Genomic DNA, 24,851 nt, shown 5'->3' with positions numbered 1-24,851 from the left:
CGTTCACCGGCGCCGCTGCCTGCCGTCCCGCACCAGGTAGCGGTCGGTGGTGCTGGTCCAGGCCTGCACGCCGGCGACCAGCTCCCGGGTGCCGTCCAGGTACCAGCGGCCCGCCGGGTGGCGGCGCTGCAGGTCGCGGCGCAGCTCCTCGCTCTCCCGGCGCAGCAGTGCGACCCGGTCGCGGACCGCGCGGACGGCCCGGCTGCGGGTGCAGCCGCGGGCCCGCTGCAGGGTGAGTACGGTGTTGAAGGCGGCCGCGGCCTGCCGTTCCTCCCGCTCCAGTGAGTAGAGGTCGTTGATCAGGGTGGCGGCGTCGGCGGTGTTGGCTCGCAGCCGGTGCAGCGCGGGTTCCGCGTGGAGGGCGGCGGGGGCTTCGGTGCCGTGGACCCGTTCCAGTATGTTCATGAACGGGTAGAGGCAACTGCCGTGCCGGCGCAGCCGCATGGTGTCGGCCAGGCCGAGGCCGCGGGCGGGCACGGTGCCGCGGGCGCGGTGGTCGGCTTCGGCGGGGAAGGTGGCCAGGCACGCCCGCCACTCGCGGGCCGCGCGGGCGCACCAGGCGGGGGACATCGACGCGCTCTGGCGGTTCCACAGTTCCCGCCAGGAGTCGAGGAGCGGGGAGTCCGGCGGGGTGTCGTCGCCGTCGAGGAGGGCGATCAGCGGGTCGACGAGGGCGTGGGCCTCGGCCGGGCGGCGACCGGGGGTGCCGTCGAAGCGGTCGTCGAGGATGGTGAACCAGCCCAGTACGTCCACCAGCAGGTCGAGTTCGGTGCCCCGGGTGCGGGGGAAGGCGTGGCCGATCAGCTCGTGCAGGGCGTAGGCCCGGTAGCCGGGCAGCTCCGCGGGGGTGAGCAGGCCGCGGCGGACCGCCCAGTCGGCGTGCCGGTCGGCGGCGGCGCGCAGGTCGCCGGGCGGGCGCGGTGGCAGTGCGGCTGCGGGGGCGGCGGTGAACGGGCAGCCGCCCGGTGCGGCGGGCTCGTCGGGCGAGGGCGTCACGCCGCTCCCGGGCGCCGGCCGTTCGGCGCGAGCGGTCCTGGGGGCCCGTGTCCCGCCGGACGTCCGCTGGTCGCGCGGGACCGGCCGGACGCACAGCCCCTGCGCCTGGACCGTGGTCCAGACCACCTCCCGGGCACGCGATCCCGGCTCGGCGACCGGCCGCCAGCGGCGCAGAACGCCGGCTGCCGCGACGGTCAGTTCCGCCCAGGCGAAAGCCTCGCCGATGCACTTGTGCTTGCCCGCCCCGAACGGCAGGAAGGAGGGCCGGCCGGCGCCACCGCCGTCCTGCCAGCGCTCGGGGCGGAAGTCGAGCGGTTCGGGGTAGCGCACGGGGTCGCGGTGCAACGCGGTGAGGCTGTAGAGCAGTTCGGTGCCGGCCGGGATCCGGTACGGGCCGAGTTCGACGGGGACCCGGGCGGTGCGCATCAGGAAGGCGTTGGGCGCGTGCAGCCGCACCACCTCCTGGGTGACGCCGCGGGTGTAGGTTAGTCGGGCCAGTGCCTCGGGGGTGGGGACGGTGCCGGCGGGCAGGTGCTCGTCCAGCTCGGCCAGGACGCGGGCCTCCACCTCGGGGTGGCGCAGCAGTTCGTCGAGCAGCCAGGTCAGGGTGGTGGAGACGGTCTCGGTGCCCGCGCCGAACATGGTGATCGCCTCGGACCGGACGTCGGCCTCGGTGAGCGGCCGGCCGGTGGCCGGGTCGGTCGCGGCGCGCAGCAGGGCGGGCAGGGTGCCCCGGCCCTCGGCGGAACGGGCCTTCGCCGCAGGGCCGTTGACGGCCTGGTCGACGACCCGGTTGAGCACCCGCACGGCGGCGTCGAAGCGCCGGTTGACGGGCAGGGGCAGTCGGGCGAGCGACGGGTGCGGGTAGAGGGACTGGACGATCTGGCCCTTCACCAGGTCCGGCAGCGCCCGGTGGAAGGCGAGGGTGGCGTTCTCGCTGAGGCGGGCGCCGAACAGGGAGCGGGTGACGATCTCCAGTGCGAGGTGGTTCATCTCCTTGGCGACGTCGAGGACCTGACCGGGGCGCCAGCGTCCGACGCGTTCCTCGGTGACCTGGTGCATCACGGCCAGGTACTCGGCCATCCGGTCCGGGCCGAAGGCGGGCTGGATGATCCGGCGCCGGTCACGGTGGGCCTGTCCCTCGGACATCAGCAGGCCGTCGCCGAAGGCCGTCTTGAGGGTGTCCTGGACGGCGCCGCGCGGGCAGTCGTGGGCGAGCGCGACGAGCAGGGTGTGGACGAGCCGGGCGTCGGTGACCACGCAGACGGTGCGTGGTCCGAGCCGGATGCGGACCACGCCGCCGTGGCGGGCGAGGGAGCCGAGGAAGCCGAGCGGGTCGCGCAGCAGGGCGGCGGCGTGCCCGAGGCCGGGGAGGGCGCCGGGGGCGAGCGGCGGGACGGCCGCGCGGGCCAGGGGGGACGGGCGCGGCGCGGTTCTCGGGGGGACGATCCGTTTCCGTGTCTCGGTCATCAGGGTCATGACACTACCTCTCACAGAGGGGCCGGCGCGGACGGTGCCGGGAGGGGCACCGGCGGGTCGGCCGCGAGGCGGGGGACCGGCCAGCGCGGTCCCCGCGCGCACCCCCGCTGGAGGGCGCACGCCATGGCAAACGCGCCCGTTCCACGGGCGTTGCGCCGAACGCGCGGGGATCACTCCAACGGCCGATCTCCCTGACCCTTCCGTGCCTGCCCGGGAGATCCGGGTTGACCTGCGCCGATGTGCTGGTCCCGAAGGCCCCCCGCGAGGCCCGACCGCAGGGTCTTTGGACCCTCGCCGCGCGGCCGCCCGAAGGCCAGCATGGTGGCGGAGAAGGAGGGCTCTGATGACCCGTTTGCGCCACCGGCCCGCGCTCGACGTCCGGGTGGAGATCCGCGGCGAGCTGCCGCGCGAGGACGCCGAGTATGCCAGGGCCCGGGCGCTGGTCACAGCCACGGCGCTCGGGCCGGACACGCACGCGCTGCGGCTGCGGCTCACCCGGACGGTGAGCGGGGACCGGTGGCTCAGCCGGCCCGCGCTGGTCCAGGTGGACGTCGAACTGGAGGACGCCGGGCCGGTCCGGGTGCAACTGGCCACCGGGACCGCACGGGAGTCCGTCGACCTGGTGCTGGGAACGCTCACGGGACGGGTCGTCCGGCTGCGCGAGCAGGGCGACATCGGCTTCGCCGCCACGTACGAGAGCGCCTACCGCCCGCAGTACGTCGACCGTCCGCTGGCCCGGCGGCGGATCGCCCGGCACAAGACGGTGGTGCTCGCCACCCGCACCCCCGGGCAGGCCGCACGCGAACTGCTGGCGCTGGACCGGCGGTTCCACCTCTTCGCGGACGCCGCGACCGGACGCGACAGCCTGGTGCACCGCTGCCCGCTCAGCGGTGTCGTGGAGCCGTGCGCCGTCGGCAGCGACGCCGTGCCGCCGCTCGACCTCGCCGAGGCGGCCCGCCGGCTCTGGCTCACCGGCCGCCCGTTCGTCGGGTACACCGACATCGCCGACGAGCGACTGCGCGTGCTCTACCGCCGCTACGACGGCCATTACGGCTTGATCGAACCGGTGTCGGGCCGCCGGAACGGGGCAGGAACCCAGTCGGCACGGGACTGACACGGCGATGACACGACCGCACACGGATGCTCCACGAACTCCGGTACCCCGGCACTCCGGTGCTCCCGGCGGCCAAGGGGCCCCGGTGCTCCGCGGAACGCCGGTGCCGCACGAAGCACCAGTACTCCACGAACTCCACGAACTCCACGACGAGGGGCCGGGACCATGGACTGCGACGAGGTCATGCTGACCGTCCGGATCACCGCAGCCGAACGGGCACTGCTGCGCGAACTCGCGCGCGGGCACGGCGGCGACGTGTCCGACGTGGCGGTGGACGGCCTGCTGGAGGTCATCCCCGCCCTGCACGACGACGCGTCCGTGCTGCCGCTGATGCGGGTCCTGGCCCGGCCCGCGCCCTTCGCCCTCACCCTGTGGCTGCCCGCCCCGGTCGCGGACCTGCTGCCGCTGCTCGGCGAGCGGCTCGTCCGTGCCGGCGGCCCGTCGGCCGGGCCGGCCAGCGCCGCGCTCTCCGCCGCCCTGCGGCTCTGGCTCGCCGGGGACCGCGTCGCCCTGGCGGGTGCGCTGGCCCGACTGCACGGCGGCTGCGGCGCCGCAGCCGTGGCGGTGTCTGCCGGGGCGCGGGCCGTGGGGGCACGTGCCGTGGGGGCTGCGGCCTGACTCTCGTCCGTCGCTGACGGAGCGCCACGGTCCGGACGGTGCGCACACTTCCGGGTGCGTCTTCGGCCCTCCTGTGCCGTTTCCTCGGTCCACGGACGGTTCTCCCGTGCCGTCGGCCGACGCCGCCCGATCGAACGGATCGAAAAGTTTCGCAAGAGGTTTCTGTTATTCCCTGGGGTCCCTTCCGCTCTCCGGAGTGTCGGAAGGCCTGCGCCGCTCATTCACCACAGGGCGCGGGTCGTCGCACGAGGAAAGGAACGCGATGGGACACCGGAGCAGCGAGCTTCGTCGGCGAAAGCGCCGCAGGCTCACCCGCAGGAGCGTCCTGGTCGCCGCAGCCGTGGCGGCAGGGCTGGTGGCGGGGACGCTCGGCATCCGCACCGCGCTGGAGCCGGCGGGCGTGCACGGCGCCGTCACGGCCGCGGCGGACGTGGCCGACAACTCGGGCTCGCAGGCCGGGTTGATCGGCGACGACGGCGGGCCGGGGGAGACCGGCACCGCCGAGGGCGCCACCCAGGCGCCCGCGCCGAAGCGGGACGAGAAGGCCGTGCCGCTCAAGGCGATACCCAAGGACCAGCCCGATCGCGGCCTGGTCTACGCGGGACTGAGCCTGCCGGGCAGCGACCGCTGTGGCGGCACACTGGAGGTCACCGGCAGCACCCAGTGCAGCCACGGCCCGGACGTTCCGCCCAAGGGCGTCGACATCCACCAGGACGTCGCGCCGGTCGCGGCCCCGGCCGCGCAGGCACCCGCGCTCACCCCCGCGGCCGGTGCCCAGCCGCCCGCCGCCGCCGACCTGCTGAAGGGCTCCGCGCCCGTCCTGGACGCCACGCAGAAGGCGCTGCTCGGCGGCTCCGGCACCGCTGCCGCAGAGCCTGCCGGGGCCGCGCCCGCCGGGTCGAAGCTGATCTGCGACGGTGACGGCAGCAGCGGCAACCGCGTCCAGGTGGTGTACGTCCACGCCCCGGGCAGCGACCGGTTCGCCCAGTACCTGCCCTCGTTCAAGAAGTGGGCCGCCGACGTCGACGTCATCTACAACGCGAGCGCCGCGGAGACCGGCGGCGAGCGGCACGTCCGCTTCGTCACCGAGGGCGACTGCACGGCCTCGGTGCTGAACGTGCAGATCTCCGACTCCGAGATCCAGGACTTCAACGCGAGCAACCGGGCCCTCGCCGCGCAGGGGTTCAACCGCAAGGACCGCAAGTACATGATGTTCACCGACGCCAAGGTGTACTGCGGGATCGGCACCTTCGCCGGGGACGAGCGCCCCAGCCAGGACAACCTGAGCAACTTCGGCCCCTCGTACGGCCGGACCGACTCCGGCTGCTGGAGCGGCAGCACCGCCGCCCACGAACTCGGGCACAACCTGGGCGCGGTGAACAACAGCGCGCCCAACTCCAGCAAGGCCGGGCACTGCGTCGACGAGTGGGACATCATGTGCTACTCGGACGCCCCCAACTACCCGCAGATGCGGACCGTCTGCCCGGACCGCGCCCATGACGACCGGCTCGACTGCAACCACGACGACTACTACAACACGTCTCCTGCGCCGGGCAGTTACCTCACCACGCACTGGAACGTCGCCAACAACCGCTTCCTCATCTCCGGCGGCGGCACCGGTCCGAACCCCACTCCGACCCCGACCCCGACCCCGACCCCCACGCCGACCCCGACCCCGACTTCGACGACCTCGCCCACCCGCACGCCCTCGCCGTCCCCGACGCCCACCGGCAGCCCCACCGCCACGCCGACCGGCTCCCCGTCGCCGACCGCGACCCCGACTGCGGGCAACACCGGTCCTGACGTGGCGGTCAGCCAGATCACCCAGAACTCCGTCATGCTGAGCTGGAAGGCCGCTCCGTCGGCGGCCGGCTACGACGTGCTGCTGAACGGCCAGGCGATCGGCACCGTCCGCTCGACCGTGGTCGGCCTGGTCCGCCTCGCCCCCGGCACCTCGTACACCGTGGCGGTCGCCGTCCGCGACGCCGCCGGCGCCGTCGGCAAGCCCGGCCGCGCCGCCACCTTCCGTACGGTCTCCGACGCCGGTCGTCCGCAGCCCGGCGCGAACTACACCATGGTCAACGGCCTCACCGGCCAGGCGGCCGACCTGTGGGGCAGCTCGATGAACGACGGCACCGTGGCCATCGCCTACCAGCGCACCGGCTACGCCAACCAGAAGTGGCAGTTCGAGGACGCCGGCGACGGCGCGGTGCGGATCAAGTCGGCTCGCTCCAACAAGTGCCTGCAGCTCGGCGGTGCCCCGGTCGCCGGCCAGTACGTGGCCCAGCAGCCGTGTTCCGACGCGGCCGCGCAGAAGTGGCAGCTCACTGCCGCGGACGGCGGGTTCACCGTCACCGCGAACGGTGGTTCGATGGTGCTGGGGCTCAGCGACCGTTGGTACTACGGCGGTTGGCTGCTGGAGCTGCAGCAGGCGAACGGCCGGCCGTACCAGACCTGGTCGCTGCTGAAGACCTCGTGAGCCGGTAGGTCCGCGAGTCCGCGGGGCGCTGCGGCAGTCGCGCGTCACGACCGCCGTGACCGTTGCGACCGCCGTGACCGTTGCGACCGTCATCACTGCGACCGTCGAGCGTCACGACCGCCGAGCGTCACGACCGCGAGCCGCACGACCTGAACCGTTCGGTTCCCACGCCGGGTCCGGCCGTCCTCCCTCCCGAGGCGGCCGGGCCCGGCGCCCCCGCTTCCCGCGCCCGTCCCGCACACCGCCACGAGGAATGACCGTCATGCGAACCCGCCCGATCCTCGCCGCCGCCGCGCTCGCCGTGGCGGCCGTCCTGCCCGTCGCCGTGCCCGCGGCCGCCCACGGGGACAGCGTCCACCTCGACGTCACCGGCCAGCAGAACGGCCATGTCAGCACCGTCGCCACCTGGGAGAACGACCGCGACCCGGTCACCGAGGGCTTCGCCGGCACCCTCTCCGCCACCGCCGCGGACGGCCGCGCGGTGGGCCCGTGGCGCCTGGTCACCGTCCCGGGCCACCCGGGCACCTACACCACCCGGGAGATCCTCCCCGCCGGGCACTGGCAGGTGACCGTGGACTGCGCGTTCCCCTCCCTGGGCCACGCCCAGCGCGAACTCGACGTCGATGCCACCGTCATCAACGACCCCGTGCCCGCAGGCACGGCGGCCTCGCCGTCGGCCGGCTCCACCGCCGGGCCCGCCCCGGAACCGGCCACCGGGCCGACCCTGGAACCGGTCACCGGGTCCGCCTCCGCCCCGACGTCCGGTCCCGCGCAGCCGACCACTGCCGGGGCCACCCGTGACACCACGGCCGCCCCCGACGGGGGGTCCACCTTCGACAGCACCACCTGGGCCGCCGTCGGCACCGCCGCTGCGGCCGTCCTCCTGACCGCCGCCGGTTTCTGGCTCCGCCGCCGCCGGTCCTGAACGGCCCGGCCCCGCCCGGCCGGCCCGCCCGGCCCGCCCCCGGACGCCCCCGGCTCCGGGACGCCTCCGCGGGAACCACCCGGGTACGAACCGACGTCCCTTCCTGTCATCGGGCGCCACCGGGCGCCCGGCCGATCCAGGGGAGCGTCCGCGCATGAAGAAGGTCCTGATCGCCGGCGGTGCGGGGTTCATCGGCAGCACGGTGGCGTCCGCGCTGATCGACCGGGGAATCACCCCGGTCGTGCTGGACGACCTGTCGAAGGGCCGCGCCGAGTTCGTCGAGGACCGGATCTTCTACCGGGGCGACATCGCCGACACGGCCCTGCTCGACCGGATCTTCGCCGACCACCCGGACATCGACGCGACGGTGCACTGCGCCGCGAAGATCGTCGTACCGGAGTCGGTGGCCAAGCCGCTGTACTACTACCGGGAGAACGTGGCCAAGACCATCGAGCTCCTGGACTCCCTCCAGCGGCACGGCTGCACCCGCGTCCTCTTCAGCAGCTCCGCCTCCATCTACGCGCCGACCCCGGACGCCCGGGTCGACGAGAGCAGCCCGGTCGACGCCAACAGCCCGTACGCGCGCACCAAGCAGATGATGGAGCAGGTGCTCCAGGACTGGACCCGCGGCGAGGGGGCCGAGCGCCAGCGCGTCATCGCCCTGCGCTACTTCAATCCGATCGGCGCCGACCCGCAGCTGCGCACCGGCCTGCAGGACCTCCACCCCACCCACGCCCTCGGCAAGCTGATCGAGGCGCACACCACCGGCGCGCCGTTCACCGTGACCGGCGTCGACTGGGCGACCCGGGACGGCTCCGGCATCCGCGACTACGTCCACGTCCAGGACCTCGCCGAGGCGCATGTCGCGGCGCTGCTCCGCTTCGACGGGGTGATCGCCCCGGACGCGGCGGACCGCTACCGCGTGATCAACGTCGGGACGGGGGACGGCACCACCGTCCGTGAGCTGATCGCCGCCTTCGAACAGGCCGTCGGCACCCGGCTCGACGTCCGGGAGGCGGGGCCTCGCCCCGGTGACGTGATCGGCTGCTACGCCGCCGTCGACACCGCCCGCGAGCTGCTCGACTGGCAGCCCCGGCGCGGCATCGCCGAGGGCGTCGCCGACGCGCTCGCCTGGCGCGCCGCGTGGGCCGCCCGCCTCGGCGTCTGACACCAGGGGAGCCGGGGCCGACGGCAGCCGGCCTCGGCTCCCCTGGCTCATGCCGCGCGCCACGGTCCTGTTTCACGCCGTCACTTCACTCCGCCGTTGCACGCCGTCACTTCACGGCGTCACTTCACGGGTCTCACTTCACGGCGTCGCCGGACTTCGCCCAGTTGTCGCGCAGCCGGTCCAGGTAGGACTGCGCCTGGGAGCCGATCTTGACGCCCCGGGCGAAGGCCAGCATGTTGCCCGCGCCCGCGTTGTAGCCGAGGGCGACGAGTTCGTCCCGGCTCAGCGACACGCCCGGGTGGGCGGGTAGTCGAGCGGCGAGGTCGTGCAGGTGCCAGGCGGCCGCCTGGACGGCCAGGTTGCGGTCGTCCGGGAGCTCCTCCCACTGACGGGAGGCGAACGGGCGGCCCGGCTTGGTGTCGTCGAACGCGGCCCGGTGCATGTTGGCGATGCCGAAGGAGGCGTCCGGTTTGCTGCGCTGCCAGGCGCGTTCGAACTCGGGGTCGTGCGGCTTGTACGACTCGTTGTAGAGGATCGCCATCAGCAGCTGCGGGTTGACCCCGGCCTCGGCGGCGTACTGGCGGACCGGCGCGGCGTAGTCGGCGGGGTCGTACCGGCCCGGGGGCTTCGACGGCTCGGCCGGGGCTCCGGGCGACGGCGCGGTGCCGGACGCCGGGGACGACGCGGCGGCGGACGGCGAGGGGTCGGCGGAGGTCGGGCCGTCGTGGCCGTTCCCGCGGACGAGGCCGAGCCCGGCCACGACCACGACGCCGATCACCAGCCAGCGCCCCCAGCCCGACCCCTTCTGTTCCTCGCTCACCGCTGCCGGCCCCTCCCCGTTCGCCCGTGTGTCCGTTCGATCGCCGTACGGTCGGTCGTGCCCGGTGGCAGGTTACTCGGCGGGCTTCCGGTCGTCGTCGAGGTTGTGCAGGAAGTCCTTCGCCTTCGCGACGCCGGTGTCGATCTGCCCGCTGTACTTGCCGTCCGTGCGATCGTCGATCGCGTCACCGACCTTCTCCAGGCCCTGCCCGATCACGTCGCCGTGCTCGCGGGCGAGGTCGGTGGCCTTGTCCGCGAGGTTCTCCAGACTCTGAAACATGGTGACGCTCTGCTCCTCCGATGCGTTCCTGATGGTGTGCCGACGTGGCGGGGATCATGACCATCCTAACGACGGCGCGCCGAACGGTTCGCCTGCTGCCGGTCGGCGGCGAGTGACGTGGTCGACTCGGGTTTGTATGCTCCAAACCGACTTCTACAGAGCTGTAGAGGACGGGATCGCCGCCGGGACCGAAGGCGTCCCGGCGGCGGCGACGGTGCGATCGCGCCGCCGCAGCCACAACGATCGAGGGAAGTGCGCATGGCCGGCCAGCGGGCGAGAACGCCGTACCAGGATGCGGGACCGCGCACCGAGGACCGTGCCTTCCCGGCCCAGCGCTCCCGCACGGCCGACGGCCCGGCAGGCGCGGCGGACGCCGGGCGCGCCGGCGCGGAGCGGTCGGCGCGGGTGCTGCGGGCGGGGGCGGCGCGCCGACGGCAGCAGGCGCGGCGGCGCGGCGGCCTGGTGGCCCTGTGTGCGGCGATCGGACTGCCCGTGCTGGGCGGTGTCGCGGACGAACTCGGCGGGCCCGGGGTCGGCCCGCTGTTCGCGGTGGCCTCGGTGCTGGGGACGGGCGCCGCGGCGGCGGTGTGCAGCCGGGCGGGCCGGTGGTGGGTGGTGACGGCGGCTCCGGTCGTGGTGCTGCTCGTCGCGTCGGGCGTGGAGTACGCGGCGCGGCCCGACCGGTACCGGGGCGGGAACCTCGGCACCGGTGCGCTGCGCTGGGTGGTCGAGGCGTTCCCGGTGATGGCCGCCGCGGTGGGCCTGGCGTTGGCGGTGGCCGTCGGCCGGGCGGTGGCCGACCGCCGCCGGGCCGTGCTCGGCCGTCGACGATCCGGCGGTCCCGGCGTTCCGGCCGGGGCGAGCCGCCGTGGCTGAGCGCAACCGGAGCCGGAACGGCAACCGCACCGGCGGCACCGCGGGACGGACGGGCCGCGGCGGCGTTCCGCGCGGTCGCGCCCCGCGGCGCGGGGCCGCCCCACTGACCGTCGCCGGGCGCACCCTGGCCTGCGCCGTCTCCGTCGCCGTGCTCGGTGCCAGCGGCTTCACCTGGTACGAGTACCGCAGCCTGGACGACGGCATGTTCAAGTCCACCGCGTTGAGCGAGGCCAAGAAGAACGCCCCGCCGCACCTCGACAAGTCCGTCAACCTGCTGCTGATCGGTCTCGACAGCCGCAAGGACATGGACGGCAACGACCTGCCCAAGCAGTTCGTCGAGGACGAACTGCACGCCGGATCCAGCGAGATCGGCGGCTACAACACCAACGCCCTGATCGTGCTGCACATCCCGGCCGACGGGGGCAAGGTCACCGCGCTGTCCGTCCCGCGCGACGACTACGTGCAGACCGTGGGCGCCGACGGCAGGATGCACAAGATCAAGGAGGCGTACGGCATCGCCAAGGAGGCCGCCGAGCCGAAGCTGGCCGGCAAGGGGCTCTCCAAGGCGGAGCTGGAGCGGCAGAGCCGGGAGGCCGGCCGCTCGGCCACCATCCAGACCGTTCAGAGCCTCCTGGACATCCCGATCGACCACTTCGCGGAGGTCAACCTGATCGGCTTCTACGACATCGCCAGGGCGGTCGAACCGATCCAGGTCTGCCTCAACCACCCGGTGGACGATCCGATCATCGCGCGGACCGCCACCCACGAGGGCGGCGGCACCGGCCTCAGACTCCCGGCCGGAATCAGCTCCCTCGACGCCGCCCAGGCGCTCTCCTTCGTCCGCCAGCGCCACCACCTGACCAACGGCGACCTCGACCGCACCCACCGGCAGCAGGCCTTCATCTCCTCCGTCGAGTACAAGCTCAAACAGCAGGGCATCCTGAACGACCTCGGGCAGATGCAGAAGCTGTTGGCGGTGGTGAAGAAGGACGTCGTCATCGACAACGAGTGGAACATCCTCGACTTCGCCCGGCAGGCGCCCAACCTGACGGGCGGCAACGTGGAGTTCAACACCCTGCCGATCGCCGGGTTCAAGACCGTCGGCGGGCAGGAGGTCAACACCGTCAACCCGGACCTGATCAAGAAGATCGTCCGGCAGCTGTTCAACCACGAGTCGGCGTCGGGCACCGCCCCCGGGGGCACCTCGGGCGACGCCGCCGCGCCCACCGCCGCCCCGCTCCCCTCCGCGTCGGGCGGTCCGGCGAAGGCGGTGGTCGACGTCAACGCGGCGGCCGGCGCCGGTGCGGCCTCCAACGAGTCCAGGTCACTGGCCGAACTCGGCTATCCGGCGGGCAGGATCGGCGATGCCCCGGCCAGGACGAAGGTCACCACCGTGGCCTACGGCCCCGGGGCGAAGGCCGACGCCCAGCAACTCGCCACCCGCTACGGCGTCACGGCGGTGTCCTCAGGTGCCGTGGCGCCGGGCCACGTCCTGCTCACCCTCGCCACCACCCGGACCCCGACCGCGGCCGCTCCCGCGCCCTCGGGGGGCGCCGCGCCGGGCACCCCGTCCGCCGACCCGGCGGCGGCCCTGCCGATGCAGGGGCCCGCGGTGAAGGCGGGCGGGATCCCCTGCGTGGACTGACGGGCCCGGGCCCGGGGTGCTGGTCAGGGGCAGGGGTCAGGGGCGCGGGGCCTTCTCGCCGTGGACGGCGGTGTACTCCGCCGCGAGCCAGGGGCCGAGGTCGTCGATGAGCACGGCGAGCACGGCCCGTTCCGCGTCGGCGGTGCGGGCGTCGGCGGGAGTACGGGCGGTGGTGGCCGCGAGGCGCATCTGGTCGGCGCGCCCGGGGTAGTGGGCGGCGAAGGCCTCGGCGGAGGCGGTGAGGTCGCTGGTCCAGCCGCCCCAGCGGGGCATGACCAGCGTGAAGCCGGTGCGGACGATCCGGCGGGTGACCGTGCGGGTGAGGACGCGGACGTCGGCGTCCGTGGCGGCGGCAGCCGCGCGTTCCCGCCAGCCCGGCAGGGCGAGGGCCAGATCGCCGTTGGTCTCCCGGGCGAGCAGCGAGGTGGGGCGGTAACGGGGGAGCCCGGCGGCGAGGTCCGGGCCCAGCAGCGGGGTGCAGAGGCAGGCCACGAACCAGCCCAGGTCGTGCCGTTCGAGTTCGCTGAGCAGCGTGCCCGTGTCGAAGAGCAGCACGCCGACGCCGTCGACCTGCGCGAACTCGGCGTCCAGCACGGCCTGGAGGGCGTCGGCGTCCGCCCGGTCCGCCGCCGTGGGCTCGTGGTGCAGGGCCAGCAGCAGGTCGAGGTCGGAGACGCCGGGCACCGCGGTGCCGCGCGGGACGCTGCCGTAGAGGTAGGCGCTGTGCAGCCGGCCGGGGCCGAATGCCTCGGCGATCCGTTCCCGGGCGGCGGCCACCACCGGGGCGAACGGCGCCGGCACGCGGGCGAGCGAGCCCTCCCGCGCGATGTGTCCGTCGGCGTCCAGTCCCCGGGTGGTCGTCATGAGGCGCATCCTGCCCCACGGCGGCACCGCTGACCAGCGAATTTCCGCCCGTCCGAGGGATTGTCAGCGGCCTGTGCCAGCATGCGTCGCACACGAGGACGGACGGCGTGCGAGGGGATCGGCGTGGGCACCTGGGACATCGGGCACTTCGACAACGACACGGCGGCGGACTTCGCCGGCGCCCTCGACGACGCGGAGTCGGCCGAGCGGAAGTCGATCCTCCGGTCCGCGCTGCTGGGCGCCGCCCGGGCGGGGGAGTACCTGGACTTCGACGAGGGCGCCGAATCGGTGGCCGCCGCCGCCCTGGTGGCGGCGCAGTGCCCGGGCGGCGCGGCGGTGGAGAGCGCCTACGGTCCCGGGGCGGAGATACCGCCGCCGGCCGTCGAGCTGCGCGGTCTCGCAGTGGAGGCACTGGACCGCGTGGTGGCCGAGGAGTCGGAGCTCGCGGAGCTCTGGGACGAGACGGAGGAGGGCCCGGCGTGGCGGCGGGGCGTTCGGGCGCTGCGCGACGTGCTGGAGCCGGTGCCGCCGACGGTGGGCGGACCGCTGTTCGAGGTCTGAGCGGCCGGCGACGATGGTGCACCGGCGGCACCGGCGGCACCGGCGGCACCGGCGGCACCGGCGAGACCGGCGAGACCGAGGGAGCCGATCCCGGCGGACGTGCCGCTGCCACCGGCCGGGGAGGCGGGCGGTGGCAGCGGGGGTCGGCCTGGCGCCGGGTCAGCTCGACGCGGCGGTCACCGTGGTCGGGCACGGCGGGAGGTCGACGGCGCCGTGGTCGCTCAGGTCGCGGTCGGCGTCTTCGGGGAGATGGTGGTGCTCGCGACCGACGTACTGGTGACGGTGGGCTTGCCGGTGGTCGTGGTGGCGACCGCGCTCGTCGGCGTACCCGTGGTGGCGGTCGAGGTGGCGGCGCTCGACGTCGACTTCGTCTCGGACGGAGTGCCCGTGGAGGTGGTCGCCGGGGGGGACGACGGCCCGCCCGAGGAGGTGGTCGCTCCCGAGGTCGTGGGGCCGGACGTCGTGGAGCCGGAGGTGGTCGATCCCGAGGTCGTGGAGCCCGAGGTCGTCGATCCCGAGGTCGTGGGGCCGGACGTGGTGGAGCCCGAGGTGGTCGAGCCGGACGTCGTGGGGCCGGACGTCGTGGGGCCCGAGGTCTTCCCCGGCCCCGACGGCGTGGACGGCTGCCACGGCGCCGGCGGCGGGATGCCCGGCACCAGCACATTCGGCGGCTCGACGCGCTTGTCCACGACCTCGATCCGTCCGGTCAGCCGGGCGAACCAGCTGCCGGTCTCGACGTTCACGAGGACGATCTCGGTCACCGGCTGCGGCGCCGGCACCACCACGATCAGTGAGCTCGGCTGGAAGCCCGTCCAGGCCTTGCCGGTGTACTTGGCATTGCTCATCAGCTTCGGCGGCCCCAGCGGGTTGCCGCAGGCGCAGCGCACCCGGGGCACTCCGTGGGCGTCCACCAGGACGGCCGTGCCCGCCTGCAGCACGGACTGGTACTCGGCCACGGCGCCGCTCTTGTAGCTGTGGTTGGTCACCCGGGTGTCCACCCGCAGGTACGCCGAGGTCAGCGACCGCAGGTAGGCGGGGATGTCGGCCTGTGCGATGCCGGCCGCGGAGGCCCAGGCCCGCCCGGTGTCCCCGCCCGAGACCATCCCGATCAGGCGCTCGGTGTCGCAGCTGGACTTGCCCATCTGCGCGCCGTACAGCCCGGCGGAGCTGCCCTCGACGCTGTGGAGCGTGGCCGGAGAGCCGCCCTTGGAGGTTGCGCCGCCCGGGTGGGGGGACGCGCCGCCGGGCTGCTGTGCCGCCGAGGTCGCGGGGGCGGGGGCGGTCATCCCCTGGGTTTCCACCGACGGGGTGAACGGGGCGGGCCCGGGGTCGGCCGGGGCCTGGAGCGCGACCTCGTTCGCGGCCGGGATGGCCTCGGTGTGGCTGCCCTGGTTGCTGACGATCAGAACGGTGGCCACCACGGCCACCACCAGGGTCCCGGCCGCCGCGGCCAGCCCCTTCCCGGAGCGCCACCACGGCCTGCGCCGCCCGCCACCTCCGCCGACAGGCCTGGAACCCCCGGGGCCCGAGGGCGGCGGGGGCACGGACGGCGGTCCGGACGTCCCCCCGCCGGAGGGCGGACCGGCCAGCGGGCCGGACGGGGGACCGGAGGGAGGGCCGTACGGTGGCTCGCTCGGCGGGCCGGACGGCGGCGGTTGGGAGGTCATCGAGGCTCCGTTTCGCAGGCGGCCGGCGATCACGTCCGGCACGGGAAGCTCCTGCCACTGGCTTCCATTTCTCCCCCGGCGCCCCGATCGCCGCAACAGCAGGTGCCCCGGCGGTCGCCGAGCGTGCGCGGCCACCGTCGGTCACTCTGGGAAGGCGGCCGGGCCGGAGGGGCCGGGACGCCCGTCGAGTGACCAGGAGGTGGCATGCAGCAGCCCACGACCGGGGCCGCGGGCCCACCCGGTGCCGTCCGCGGCTGGTTGGACGCGCTCGCCGTCGTGCTGGCCGGAATGGTCGCGATGGCGGCGGTGGCCGCGCTCGGCCTCTGGCTGGCCGGGGCCGCCGACCTCCCGGGCGGCGGTTTCCCCTCGGTGGTCGCCGCGGCGCTGGCGCTCGCCGTCGGCGGTTCCGTCCAACTCGACGGTGGCGCGGGTAACTTCGCGGCCGTGGACGCCGGGATCAGTGCGATGCCGCTGTCCGTGTCGGTGGTCGGGGCGGTCGTGATGGCCGAGGTGTTCCTGCGGCAGCTGCGCTTTCGCGCGGTGGCCGGCGGCGGCGAGCTGCTCGGCCGGATCGCCCGGACGGTCGTGCTCTGGGTGCTCGCCCTCGTGTTGCTGACCCTCGCCGCCCGGCACAGCTTCGTCGTCCCGCTCGGCGGTGGCCTCGCGGAGTCGATCGGCGGCGCGCTCGGGCTCACCCCGGAGGTCGGCTTCCACGCGGACGGTTTGAGCACCATCGGCATCGGCCTGGCCTGGATGCTGGTGGTGCTCGCGGCGACCTTCGCGGTGTCCCGGCGCGCGCCGCTGCCGCCGGCCCTGGTGCGCTACCAACTCGCCGTCCGCCCGGCCGCGTTCGCTCTCTGGATGGTGCTGTTGGCGTACCTGGCGCTCGGTGTGGTGGCGGGGGTGCTGACCGCGATCGTGAACGGCAACGCCCGGCAGACCATGGCGGTGGTGCTGCTGGTGCTGCCCGACCTGGTCTGGATGGCCTTCGGGATCGGCCTCGGCGCCGACTGGCAGGGCAGGCTCTCCGGCGCGCTCGGCCTCCCGGTCCCCAAGCCGCTTGCGGACGTGCTGCGCGTCCCGAAGGGGCAGACGGCGACGGTCGACCTCGGCACCCTGGCCGAGCAGGACGCCCGCAGCTGGTGGCTGTTGCCGCTGGCCGCCGTGGTGCTGTTCGCGGCCGCGTTCCTGGCGGCCCGCCGCTCGCCCCGCACCGTCCGGCTCTGGCGGCACGCGGTACGGTTCGCGCTCTCCGCGGCCGTCACGATGCTGCTGGTGGGCCTGTGGACCCGGATGGACGCCGAGTACGGGCTCTCCGTGCTCGGCGTCGGCCTCGACCAGGGCGGCCTCGGCGACCTGCTCGGCTCCGTCCTCGGCGACTCGAACCCGGTGGCCGGTCTCGGCGGCGGCAGCATCACGCTGCACCTGTCACTGTGGACGGCCGTGCCGCTGGCGGCGGGCTGGGGGCTGGTCACCGGCGGGCTCGGCGCGCTGCTCGCCACCCGGGTGCAGCACCGGGGCGAGGTCGACGACGGAGGCGCTGCCGGGCAGGCGGCGGAGGACGGGTGGTCGGGCAGGTGACGACGGGGTGGCCGTCGGTCGGTCGGGTGACGGACGGAGGGCCGCCGGCCGGCGGACCGGCCGGGGCGCTCGGGTCGGCCGGGGTGTTCAGAACAGTCGGTGCCCCTGCACCCACACGGTCTTCCGGCCGGTGTTCCGAATGAGCCGGAGCTTGTTGACGCCGTCGTGCATGCCGGCGCTGAGCACCAGCGACGGGCCGACGATCACGCCCAGGGCGGCCAGGCCGAGGAGCATGCCGATGTTGCCGACGGCCTGGTCGTCCCCCTCCTCGACGGTCTGGCCGCCCAGGTGGATCAGCATGGGGACGGTGGCCAGGAGCGAGAGCAGCAGCATCCACCCCAGCACCCGTTGGACCTGTCGCTTGGCCCGCGCCCTGGCGGCGGTCTCCACCCGGACCGAGAACGACCGTCGGCAGCGCGGGCAGATGACGCCGATCTCCTCGGACCCGCCGGTCGGCCGGGGCGAGCCGCCCTCCGGAAGGTGCGAGATGCTCCAGTTGACCTTCGTCATGCCGGTCTTGTGCTCGACGCTCACCCGGCAGCCGAGGCCGACGACGTACCGGTCGGTGATCGGGAATCCGGCCACTGTTGTCTCCCCCCAGCCGCCGCGACCGTCGCGGGGCAGGCGGATTGTAGCCGCGCAAAAGGGTGGTAAAACCTGTGACTGATCGTCAAAAAGCCTCGGTCAAAAGGATGACCGAGGCCGGGACGATCTGAGCGAGTGCGCCGTGCCACAGCTTCGGTTCCGAGACGAACAGGGTGATCCCGCCCGCGACCATGAACGCGGCGATGTAGAGGATCACCGCTCGGCCCGAGCCGCTGTGCCCGGAGTGCAGGAGGACCAGGCCGGTGACCAGGCCGAGGGCCAGGAACAGGTTGTAGAAACCCACGTTGAAGCGCCACAGCCGGACCTCGGGGGCGTCGGCGGTGTTGCCGGTGAGCAGGTAGCGCACCCGCGGGTGCCCGTACAGGAAGCTCTCCAGCGGCCACGCGACGAGGTGGATCGCGGCGGCGACCATGGCGAAGACCTGGCTCACGGCGTCCATGGCGGGCGGTTCCCTCCCGAGGTCGACGGTGACAGCGGTGCGGACGGCGGACGGACCACCGGCGCGGCCCAGGCGGGCGGCTCCGGCGGCGCGTGCGGCCCGCCCCGGGCGACCGCCGGGACGACCCGGGTGGGCGGACCGCCCGCTTCCCACGGGCTCGGGGCGGATCCGGCCGGTGCCGTCGCCGCGCGCAGCTCGGCGACGAACTGCCGACAGCTCTCGAACCGTTCGCCCGGCGTCTTGGCGAGCGACCGGGCCACCGCCGCCGCGACCGGGGCGGGCAGGTCGGGCCGGTACTCGTCCAGTGTGGGCGGCGGGTCGTTGAGGTGCGCCCAGAGCAGCGCGAGGTCGCTCTCCCGGCGGAACGGCGGGGTGCCCGCGAGCATCTCGAACACCACGCAGCCCAGGCTGTACTGGTCGCAGCGGCCGTCCAGCGGCTTGCCGGAGATCTGCTCGGGCGCCGCGTAGTCCAGGGTCCCGACGATCTGGCCGACGCTGGTCAGCCCGCTGAGCGAGAGGGACTTCTTGGTGAGCCCGAAGTCCGCCAGGTACAGGTGCTCGGGGTGCTCACTGTCCGTTCCGGCGGCGACCAGCACGTTGCCCGGTTTGACGTCCCGGTGCACCAGGTCGCGGTCGTGCGCGGCGTCCAGCGCGGAGGCGATCTGCAGGGCCAGCCGGGTGGCCCGGTCCAGCGGCAAGGGGCCGCTGCGGTTGATCAGGGCCCGCAGGTCCCCGCCGTCGACGTAGCGCATCGCGATGAACAGGATGCCCTCGTGCTCACCCGCCTCGAAGACCGGGATGATGTTCGGGTGATCGATCGCCGCGGCGGCCTCGGACTCGTGCATGAAGCGCTTCCGGAACACCTCGTTGCGGGCCAGTTCCGGTGCCAGCAGCTTGACCGCGACGGTCCGCCCGAGCCGCAGGTCCTTGGCCCGGTAGACCACGGCCATGCCGCCGCGCCCGATCTCGCCCTCCAGCCGGTAGCCCGCGACCTTCCTCCCGACCAGGCCGGCGGGCAGGCTCGGGGCGGACAGCTGTTCGTCGGGGGTCACGGCTCACCGGCCTGGGTGGGGGCGTACGGGCCGGGCGTCGGCGCGGGTCCGGGCGAGGCGGCCGGCGTCGGTGCGGCTCCGGGCGGGGGAGTGGGCGATGGTGCCGGTGCCGCGGCCGTGGGCGGCGTCTCGGAGGGCGTCGCGGACGGTGCGGCCGTGGGCGGCGTCGTGGACGGTGCGGGGGAGGGCGTGGGCGTGGAGGCCGGCGGGCGCCGGTCGGTGGCCGCGTACGTCTGGAGCTGCAGCCCGTCGCAGTAGCACCAGCGGTCGTGCACGGGGTCGAACACCCAGAGCGCCTCGCCGTCGACCGCCAGGCCCACCCGCAGGCCGCGCGAGCGCTCCCGGAAGGCCTCCAGGTCGAGGGTCCCGGCCGCGAGGTCCTCCAGCAGGGCCCGGTAGCGGGCCAGTGCGGCCTCCGCCTCGGCGAGCGCCGGGCGCGGGTCGGCGGTCCGGGCGGGCGGCCCCCCGGCCGCCGGCGGTGGATGCGGCAGGGCGACCAGCAGCCGGCCGTCGACCCAGGTCATCCAGCCGTTGGAGCAGAGGACCTGCGCCCAGTCGCCCTGGCGGGCGAGCAGCTGCAGCGGGAGCAGCTCGTCGAGCCGGGCGGTGGGCCGGGCCGGATCGGGGGCCGTCCAGGAGGCCAGACCGCCCGGCGGGACGACGTGGGTGGGGTTGAACGCGAACTCGTCCATGGGCGGCTACATTTCCTCCGCCGCGCGACCCCCGCCGCGCGCGGCACGACTCGCACCACAGGGCTGTTCTCACTCTACCGGCGCGGGCCCCGGTCGACCCGGCGTCGCGGGCCGACCCGATGTCGAGGGCCGGCCCGATGTCGCGGGCGGTGCACGGTGCACGGTCACCGGACTACTTGCGCATGATCGCGGGCTCGTGCTGCCGCAGCAGGGCGAGGACCGCCAGCCCGTACGCCACCGACAGGCTGATCATCGCGCCCATGCCGACCAGCCAGCCGGTGCGGTCGTGGCGGAACAGCGGGTCCGCGGTGATCGGGGACGGCACGGTGAGCCGGTTCAGATCGACCGTCCTGGCCATGGACGACAGGCCCCACCGGGACGGGAACAGCCAGGCGAACTGCTCCAGGCCGGGCACGCCGTACAGCTTGAGCATCAGCCCGCTGAGGACGATCTGCACGATGGCGAGGAGCACCAGCAGCGGCATCGTGGTCTCCTCCTTGTCGACGAACGCGGAGACCACCAGGCCGAGCATCATCGCCGTGAACGCGAGCATCGCGACCGCGATGATCAGCTCGGGCAGCTGCGGCATCACCACGCCCGTCGTCACGCCCGGCGGGGCGCCCGGGCGCGGCAGCGCGGAGAGCTTGACCCCGGCCAGGCCGACCACGGTCAGCACCGCGGCCTGCGCCACCGTGACCGCGCCGAGCACCACGACCTTCGAGACCAGGTACGCCGATCTGGACAGCCCGACCACGCGTTCGCGCCGGTAGATCGCGCGTTCCTTGACCACCTCGCGCACCGAGTTGGCCGAGCCGGTGAGCACGCCGCCGAGGCAGAGCGTGAGCAGGCAGTTGATGGCGTTCTCGTCGGTGAGCCGGGAGCCCGCCATCACCCGGCACATCAGGCCGATGACGAACGGCAGCACCGTCATGACGGTGAGGAACAACCGGTCGGCGGCGAGCACCGCGGCGTACCGGCGGACCAGGGTGCCCAGCTGGGAGAGCCAGCTCTGCGGCTTCTCGTGGCCGATGGTCGGCGCGGCGGCCGCGGGTTGGTGCAGCGGGTGCGCGGCTTCGGCCGTCACGTACCGCTGGTACTGGGGGGACGCGAGGAAGCGGGACCGGCAGACCCCCTCGGTGTCGTTCTCGAACGCCTCGAAGGCCTCCGGCCACTCGTCGTGGCCGAAGTAGTCGAGGGCTTCGCCGGGCGGTCCGTAGTACGCCGTGCGACCGCCCGGCGCCAGGACCAGCAGGCGGTCGCAGACGTTCAGGCTCAGCACGCTGTGCGTCACCACGACCACCGTGCGGCCGTCGTCGGCGAGCCCGCGCAGCATGCGCATCACCGAGCGTTCCATCCCCGGGTCCAGGCCCGAGGTCGGTTCGTCGAGGAAGAGCAGGGACGGCTTGGTGAGCAGCTCCAGGGCGACGCTGACCCGCTTGCGCTGGCCGCCGGAGAGACTGGCGATCACCTGGTCGGCCCGGTTGTCCAGACCCAGTTCGTGCATCACCTCCAGGACCCGGGCCTCCCGCTCGTGCGGGTCGGTGTCGCCGGGGAAGCGCAGCTCCGCGGCGTAGGACAGCGCGCGGCGGACGGTGAGCTGGGTGTGCAGGATGTCGTCCTGCGGGACCAGGCCGATCCTGCGGCGCAACTCGGCGTAGTCGCGGTAGAGGTCACGCCCGTCGTACAGCACGGTGCCCTCGTCGGCGGGGCGCAGCCCGGTGAGCGCGTTGAGCAGGGTGGACTTGCCCGCTCCGCTCGGGCCGGCCACTGCGAGCAGGGTCTTCTCGGGCAGCGGGAAGCTGACGTCGTCCAGCAGGACCCGCCGGTCCGGGCCGACGTGGACGACCAGGTGCTGGACGTCCAGCGAGATCTCGCCGGTGTCGGTGTACTCGACCAGTCGGCCGTCGACCAGGCACAGCGCGGAGTGGCCGATGCCGACGATGTCCGCCGGGCCGACCGGGGCGCGCCTGACCGGGCGGCCGTTGAGGTAGGTGCCGTTGTGACTGTCCAGGTCGACGATCTCGTGGCCGCCGTCCGGCAGTTCGCGCAGCTCGGCGTGGTGGCGGGAGACCACCAGGTCGTCCAGGACCAGTTCGTTGTCCGGCGCGCGGCCGATCCGCACGGTGCGGCCGGGCAGCTGGAGCACGGAACTCGGGCTGCGGAAGACGCCGGAGGACTGCGGGGCGAGCAGGACGGTGCGCGCGCCCGGGCCCGGACCGCCGTCCGGGGCGGCGCCGGGGAGCCCGGCGAAGCTCGCGGCCGGGCCGTCGACCGGATCGCCGAAGCGCAGCCGGGTGCCCGGGCCGACGTCGTCGCGGCTGACCCGGTGGCCCTCGTCGTAGGTGCCGTTGGTGCTGCCGACGTCCTCCAGCAGCCAGTGACCATCGGTGGCGCGCAGGACCGCGTGGTGCCAGGACACCCGGGGGTCGTCCAGCACGATCTCGCTGGTCGGGTCGCGGCCGACGTGGTAGGCCCGAGCCGGATCGATCAGCTGGGAGTCGGTGTCGGTGACCAGGACGAGGGGTGGCGCGGTGAGCGCGCCGGAGCGCTCTCCCATGCTGCGCATTCTATCGCCGACGGATGCCGACGGCCCCTTCGGACTCCGGGATTGGACTGGACCACTTCCCCGGGGCGGCACTATCGTTCGGCATGCCCGCGCGGGTCGCCGAGCGCAGGGTGTCGCCGAGTGTCATCGAGTGCTTCGGAACGGAACCCATGAGCATCTGGACCCAGTTGCGCCGATCCCGGACCGTCCGAGCCGGGCGCGCCACCGGCCGGGTGCTGCGCTGCGGCCTGATGGACACCATGCTCGCCGACCTCGCCGTCTCGGTCGTGCTCTGCTTCGAGCGGCCGCTGGACGACGACCGGCTCGCGGCCGGCCTGGCCCGCGCCCTGGACCGGGTACCGGTCTTCGCCGGGCGGCTGCGCACGGTCGACGGCGTCCTGGAGGCGGTCTGCGACGACTCCGGCGTGCCGCTCGACGTCTACACCGTGGACGGCACCCTCGCCGAGGCGATGGGCCGGGTGACGGCAGCCGGCTCCGAACTCGTCGACCGGGTCGACGCCCCGGGCGCCCGGCGCGGCGGAGCGCCGCTGCTCACCGTCCGGGTCACCCGCACCGCCGACGGCGGGACGGTGCTCGGCTGCTCCTGGCACCACGCGATCGGCGATCTGAACAGCTTCATGCTGTTGCTGCGGATCTGGTCGGCGGCGGTCGAGGGGGAGCCGCTCCCGGAGGCCGAACTCGTCGGCGACCAGGACGAGTTGCTGGACCGGGCGCTGCCGGCCGAGGACTGCGGCCGGCCCGGCTTCCGGGTGCCCTCGGCGGCGGAGGCGGAGCTGCTGGCCCGGGAGGTGGCCGTCGGTCCCCGCGCCAACCGGACCGTCCAGATCGCCTTCACGGACGCCGAAGTGGCCAGGATGCGCGAGGAGTTCGGTGCAGCGGCCGGGCGCCGGCTCTCCTCCGGGGACGTGCTCTGCGCCCATCTCGTCGACACCCTGCGGGAGTTGGACGGCGACGACGCCGAGCGGATGCTGACCGTCCCGGTCAACGCGCGCCGCTGGCTCGGCCTCTCACCCGCCCTGGTGGGCAACCTGCTGAGCGAGGTCCACGTGGCGCACCGGCCCAAGGACGGGCCGGCGGCGCTCGCGGGCGCGTTGCGGACGGCGGTCGAGGAGTTCCCGAGCGCGCACCTCAACCTCCGTGCCAATCTGGGGTTCCTGGCTGCGCTCGGCCGGGCGCGGCTGCGCGAGTGCGTGCCGCTGGGCTTCGACCCGCAGGCGCGTCGGTTCAGCTTCTCAAACTGGAGCCGCTTCGGCGCCTACCTGGTCAGCTTCCAGGGGAACCGCCCGGTGTTCTTCAGCCCGGCCGCCAACTACCCCTTGCCGTGGGTGTGCTGGACGGTCGAGGGGTTCCGCGGCGAGGGATACCTCGCCACGGTGGTGCTGCCGGCCCGGCTCGCCGCCCGGGTCCGCGGGGCGGAGGGCCGGGCGGCGCTGCACCGGTACCGGACGGCGGCCGACGAGCCGCCCGCGTCGGCCGCCGTGCTGCCGAAGGTGGTCTGACCGCTGCCGGACGGACGGTTACCGCAGGACGGTTACCGGCGGGACGGCTACCGGCAGGGACGGTTACCGGAAGGACTGCTCGATCGCGGTCCACAGCCGGGAGCGGGCCTTCAGCGCCGTGCGCACGGTCTCGGCGCAGGAGTCCCACTTGTCCTGGTCGTCGCCGCACAGGTCGATCAGCATCTGCATCGCCATCGGGGTGTGCTGCTCGCCGTCGACCTCGATGTGCCGGGCCAGGTAGTCCTTGAACACCGTCAGCACACCGGCCGGGTCGTCGATCGCGATCACCTGGGCGAACATGTCAGGGATCAGGTCCTCGCGGCCGAAGGCGAAGGCGGCGGCCCGGCAGTGCACCGGGGCGGTCTCGATGATGGACCAGGTCGTCCCGGTGAAGTCCACGGCGGCCCGCGGGACTTCGGCCGCCTTGAGCGCCTCGGGCACGGCGGTGCCGGTGCCCAGCAGCGTCAGGAACTCCTCCACCGGGCGGGCGTCGGCGCCGGCCTGACGCATGCCCTCCAGGTACAGCTCGAAGTGGCTGGTGTAGCCCTCGCCGAGCTCGTCGCTCTCCTCGACCAGCACGATCTCGTTGATCAGCCGACGGCTGGCCGTCGGGCCGCTCGGGACCCACGGCACCTCGACGCAGGTCAGGTCGCGCTGCAGGCTCTTCAGCAGCGACATGAAGTCCCAGACGGCGAAGACGTGGCTGTCCAGGAAGGTGCGGACGCGCTCGATGCTGGTGAGCCGGTGGTAGACGGAGTGGCCGACCACCTCGCGGCGCAGCGGGTCGATGGCCTGCTGCAGGCTGGTCAGTCCGGGGTGCGAGCGGTCCCAGTGGTAGCGGTTGGCGGACATGCGGATCTCCTTGTCGGTCACGGGCTTTCGCGGGTGCGGGGAACGGGCGGGAAACGGGCGCAGGACGGGTACA

At 74.1% G+C, this 24,851-nt stretch carries 21 protein-coding genes; 10 read left to right on the top strand and 11 right to left on the bottom strand.

Going from position 1 to position 24,851, the window contains the following annotated elements:
* Positions 1-3 precede the first annotated feature (3 nt).
* Positions 4-2,466, bottom strand: a complete 2,463-nt coding sequence (locus AB0D10_RS19105; RefSeq protein ID WP_360257556.1) for a cytochrome P450 — start codon at positions 2,464-2,466, stop codon at positions 4-6.
* Positions 2,467-2,818: 352 nt separating this feature from the next.
* Here AB0D10_RS19105 and AB0D10_RS19100 point away from each other — a divergent pair, with 352 nt between their 5' ends.
* The 5 genes from AB0D10_RS19100 to galE all read left to right on the top strand — a co-directional run bounded on the left by AB0D10_RS19100 (position 2,819) and on the right by galE (position 8,779).
* Positions 2,819-3,589, top strand: a complete 771-nt coding sequence (locus AB0D10_RS19100; RefSeq protein ID WP_360257553.1) for a sigma 54 modulation/S30EA ribosomal C-terminal domain-containing protein — start codon at positions 2,819-2,821, stop codon at positions 3,587-3,589.
* Between the two features lie 165 nt (positions 3,590-3,754).
* Positions 3,755-4,207, top strand: a complete 453-nt coding sequence (locus AB0D10_RS19095; RefSeq protein ID WP_360257550.1) for a hypothetical protein — start codon at positions 3,755-3,757, stop codon at positions 4,205-4,207.
* A gap of 262 nt (positions 4,208-4,469) precedes the next feature.
* Entirely contained in the window at positions 4,470-6,686 is a 2,217-nt protein-coding gene (locus AB0D10_RS19090; protein ID WP_360257548.1) for an RICIN domain-containing protein, read from the top strand.
* 262 nt (positions 6,687-6,948) lie between these two features.
* Complete coding sequence (locus tag AB0D10_RS19085; protein WP_360257545.1) at positions 6,949-7,611, top strand: hypothetical protein; 663 nt, start codon at positions 6,949-6,951, stop codon at positions 7,609-7,611.
* Between the two features lie 154 nt (positions 7,612-7,765).
* Positions 7,766-8,779: a UDP-glucose 4-epimerase GalE gene (gene galE / locus AB0D10_RS19080; protein WP_360257543.1), complete on the top strand. Its 1,014-nt coding sequence runs from the start codon at positions 7,766-7,768 to the stop codon at positions 8,777-8,779.
* A 133-nt stretch (positions 8,780-8,912) separates the two neighbouring features.
* On the opposite strand, the gene AB0D10_RS19075 is transcribed toward galE, so the two are convergent.
* Both AB0D10_RS19075 and AB0D10_RS19070 read right to left on the bottom strand, forming a co-directional pair.
* Positions 8,913-9,599, bottom strand: coding sequence for a transglycosylase SLT domain-containing protein (locus tag AB0D10_RS19075; RefSeq protein ID WP_360257540.1), 687 nt, complete (start codon positions 9,597-9,599; stop codon positions 8,913-8,915).
* A 72-nt stretch (positions 9,600-9,671) separates the two neighbouring features.
* Complete coding sequence (locus tag AB0D10_RS19070; RefSeq protein ID WP_360257538.1) at positions 9,672-9,878, bottom strand: antitoxin; 207 nt, start codon at positions 9,876-9,878, stop codon at positions 9,672-9,674.
* Positions 9,879-10,136: 258 nt separating this feature from the next.
* Between AB0D10_RS19070 and AB0D10_RS19065 the strand changes: the two genes are divergently transcribed.
* A complete protein-coding gene (locus AB0D10_RS19065; RefSeq protein ID WP_360257536.1) occupies positions 10,137-10,754 on the top strand; it encodes a DUF6542 domain-containing protein in 618 nt (205 codons plus the stop codon).
* Positions 10,747-12,399, top strand: coding sequence for an LCP family protein (locus AB0D10_RS19060; RefSeq protein ID WP_360257534.1), 1,653 nt, complete (start codon positions 10,747-10,749; stop codon positions 12,397-12,399). Before AB0D10_RS19065 ends, AB0D10_RS19060 begins: the two co-directional genes overlap by 8 nt.
* Before the next feature lie 36 nt (positions 12,400-12,435).
* On the opposite strand, the gene AB0D10_RS19055 is transcribed toward AB0D10_RS19060, so the two are convergent.
* On the bottom strand, positions 12,436-13,263 hold the full coding sequence (locus AB0D10_RS19055) for a nucleotidyltransferase (RefSeq protein WP_360257531.1): 828 nt from the start codon (positions 13,261-13,263) through the stop codon (positions 12,436-12,438).
* Between the two features lie 123 nt (positions 13,264-13,386).
* Between AB0D10_RS19055 and AB0D10_RS19050 the strand changes: the two genes are divergently transcribed.
* A complete protein-coding gene (locus AB0D10_RS19050) occupies positions 13,387-13,824 on the top strand; it encodes a DUF4259 domain-containing protein (protein ID WP_360257529.1) in 438 nt (145 codons plus the stop codon).
* A gap of 221 nt (positions 13,825-14,045) precedes the next feature.
* On the opposite strand, the gene AB0D10_RS19045 is transcribed toward AB0D10_RS19050, so the two are convergent.
* Positions 14,046-15,242 carry a DUF6777 domain-containing protein gene (locus tag AB0D10_RS19045; protein WP_360257527.1) on the bottom strand — a complete coding sequence of 399 codons (1,197 nt, stop codon included), beginning with the start codon at positions 15,240-15,242 and terminating at the stop codon, positions 14,046-14,048.
* A gap of 453 nt (positions 15,243-15,695) precedes the next feature.
* On the opposite strand from AB0D10_RS19045, the gene AB0D10_RS19040 reads away from it, so the two are divergent.
* Positions 15,696-17,072, top strand: a complete 1,377-nt coding sequence (locus tag AB0D10_RS19040) for a streptophobe family protein (protein WP_360257525.1) — start codon at positions 15,696-15,698, stop codon at positions 17,070-17,072.
* Positions 17,073-17,159: 87 nt separating this feature from the next.
* On the opposite strand, the gene AB0D10_RS19035 is transcribed toward AB0D10_RS19040, so the two are convergent.
* The 5 genes from AB0D10_RS19035 to AB0D10_RS19015 all read right to left on the bottom strand — a co-directional run bounded on the left by AB0D10_RS19035 (position 17,160) and on the right by AB0D10_RS19015 (position 22,418).
* Entirely contained in the window at positions 17,160-17,657 is a 498-nt protein-coding gene (locus AB0D10_RS19035) for a hypothetical protein (protein ID WP_360257523.1), read from the bottom strand.
* Between the two features lie 85 nt (positions 17,658-17,742).
* Positions 17,743-18,117 carry a DUF1304 domain-containing protein gene (locus AB0D10_RS19030; RefSeq protein ID WP_360257521.1) on the bottom strand — a complete coding sequence of 125 codons (375 nt, stop codon included), beginning with the start codon at positions 18,115-18,117 and terminating at the stop codon, positions 17,743-17,745.
* The gene (locus tag AB0D10_RS19025; protein ID WP_360257518.1) at positions 18,105-19,169 is read right to left on the bottom strand and encodes a serine/threonine-protein kinase; all 1,065 of its coding nucleotides are present in this window, start codon (positions 19,167-19,169) and stop codon (positions 18,105-18,107) included. Before AB0D10_RS19025 ends, AB0D10_RS19030 begins: the two co-directional genes overlap by 13 nt.
* The gene (locus tag AB0D10_RS19020; protein WP_360257515.1) at positions 19,166-19,861 is read right to left on the bottom strand and encodes a hypothetical protein; all 696 of its coding nucleotides are present in this window, start codon (positions 19,859-19,861) and stop codon (positions 19,166-19,168) included. The genes AB0D10_RS19025 and AB0D10_RS19020 overlap by 4 nt, the downstream gene beginning before the upstream one ends.
* 172 nt (positions 19,862-20,033) lie before the next feature.
* Positions 20,034-22,418, bottom strand: coding sequence for an ATP-binding cassette domain-containing protein (locus AB0D10_RS19015; RefSeq protein WP_360257513.1), 2,385 nt, complete (start codon positions 22,416-22,418; stop codon positions 20,034-20,036).
* A 158-nt stretch (positions 22,419-22,576) separates the two neighbouring features.
* Between AB0D10_RS19015 and AB0D10_RS19010 the strand changes: the two genes are divergently transcribed.
* The gene (locus AB0D10_RS19010) at positions 22,577-23,926 is read left to right on the top strand and encodes an acyltransferase (RefSeq protein ID WP_360257511.1); all 1,350 of its coding nucleotides are present in this window, start codon (positions 22,577-22,579) and stop codon (positions 23,924-23,926) included.
* 63 nt (positions 23,927-23,989) lie between these two features.
* Here the strand turns inward: AB0D10_RS19010 and AB0D10_RS19005 are convergent, their stop codons facing one another.
* Positions 23,990-24,778 (bottom strand): DUF3050 domain-containing protein, encoded by a 789-nt coding sequence (locus AB0D10_RS19005; RefSeq protein WP_360257508.1) that lies wholly within the window; start codon positions 24,776-24,778, stop codon positions 23,990-23,992.
* Between the last annotated feature and the right edge of the window lie 73 nt (positions 24,779-24,851).

This window comes from Kitasatospora sp. NPDC048545 (genome assembly GCF_040651155.1).
GTDB lineage: Bacteria > Actinomycetota > Actinomycetes > Streptomycetales > Streptomycetaceae > Kitasatospora.
This window is presented reverse-complemented; position numbering and strand designations above follow the sequence as displayed.

What these genes read in the sequence shown, in the direction of transcription:
- AB0D10_RS19105 (WP_360257556.1), bottom strand. Translation starts at nt 2,466, where the DNA reads ATGACCGAGACACGGAAACGGATCGTCCCCCCGAGAACCGCGCCGCGC.
- AB0D10_RS19100 (WP_360257553.1), top strand. Translation starts at nt 2,819, where the DNA reads ATGACCCGTTTGCGCCACCGGCCCGCGCTCGACGTCCGGGTGGAGATC.
- AB0D10_RS19095 (WP_360257550.1), top strand. Translation starts at nt 3,755, where the DNA reads ATGGACTGCGACGAGGTCATGCTGACCGTCCGGATCACCGCAGCCGAA.
- AB0D10_RS19090 (WP_360257548.1), top strand. Translation starts at nt 4,470, where the DNA reads ATGGGACACCGGAGCAGCGAGCTTCGTCGGCGAAAGCGCCGCAGGCTC.
- AB0D10_RS19085 (WP_360257545.1), top strand. Translation starts at nt 6,949, where the DNA reads ATGCGAACCCGCCCGATCCTCGCCGCCGCCGCGCTCGCCGTGGCGGCC.
- galE (WP_360257543.1), top strand. Translation starts at nt 7,766, where the DNA reads ATGAAGAAGGTCCTGATCGCCGGCGGTGCGGGGTTCATCGGCAGCACG.
- AB0D10_RS19070 (WP_360257538.1), bottom strand. Translation starts at nt 9,878, where the DNA reads ATGTTTCAGAGTCTGGAGAACCTCGCGGACAAGGCCACCGACCTCGCC.
- AB0D10_RS19065 (WP_360257536.1), top strand. Translation starts at nt 10,137, where the DNA reads ATGGCCGGCCAGCGGGCGAGAACGCCGTACCAGGATGCGGGACCGCGC.
- AB0D10_RS19055 (WP_360257531.1), bottom strand. Translation starts at nt 13,263, where the DNA reads ATGACGACCACCCGGGGACTGGACGCCGACGGACACATCGCGCGGGAG.
- AB0D10_RS19040 (WP_360257525.1), top strand. Translation starts at nt 15,696, where the DNA reads ATGCAGCAGCCCACGACCGGGGCCGCGGGCCCACCCGGTGCCGTCCGC.
- AB0D10_RS19030 (WP_360257521.1), bottom strand. Translation starts at nt 18,117, where the DNA reads ATGGACGCCGTGAGCCAGGTCTTCGCCATGGTCGCCGCCGCGATCCAC.
- AB0D10_RS19020 (WP_360257515.1), bottom strand. Translation starts at nt 19,861, where the DNA reads ATGGACGAGTTCGCGTTCAACCCCACCCACGTCGTCCCGCCGGGCGGT.
- AB0D10_RS19015 (WP_360257513.1), bottom strand. Translation starts at nt 22,418, where the DNA reads ATGGGAGAGCGCTCCGGCGCGCTCACCGCGCCACCCCTCGTCCTGGTC.
- AB0D10_RS19010 (WP_360257511.1), top strand. Translation starts at nt 22,577, where the DNA reads ATGAGCATCTGGACCCAGTTGCGCCGATCCCGGACCGTCCGAGCCGGG.
- AB0D10_RS19005 (WP_360257508.1), bottom strand. Translation starts at nt 24,778, where the DNA reads ATGTCCGCCAACCGCTACCACTGGGACCGCTCGCACCCCGGACTGACC.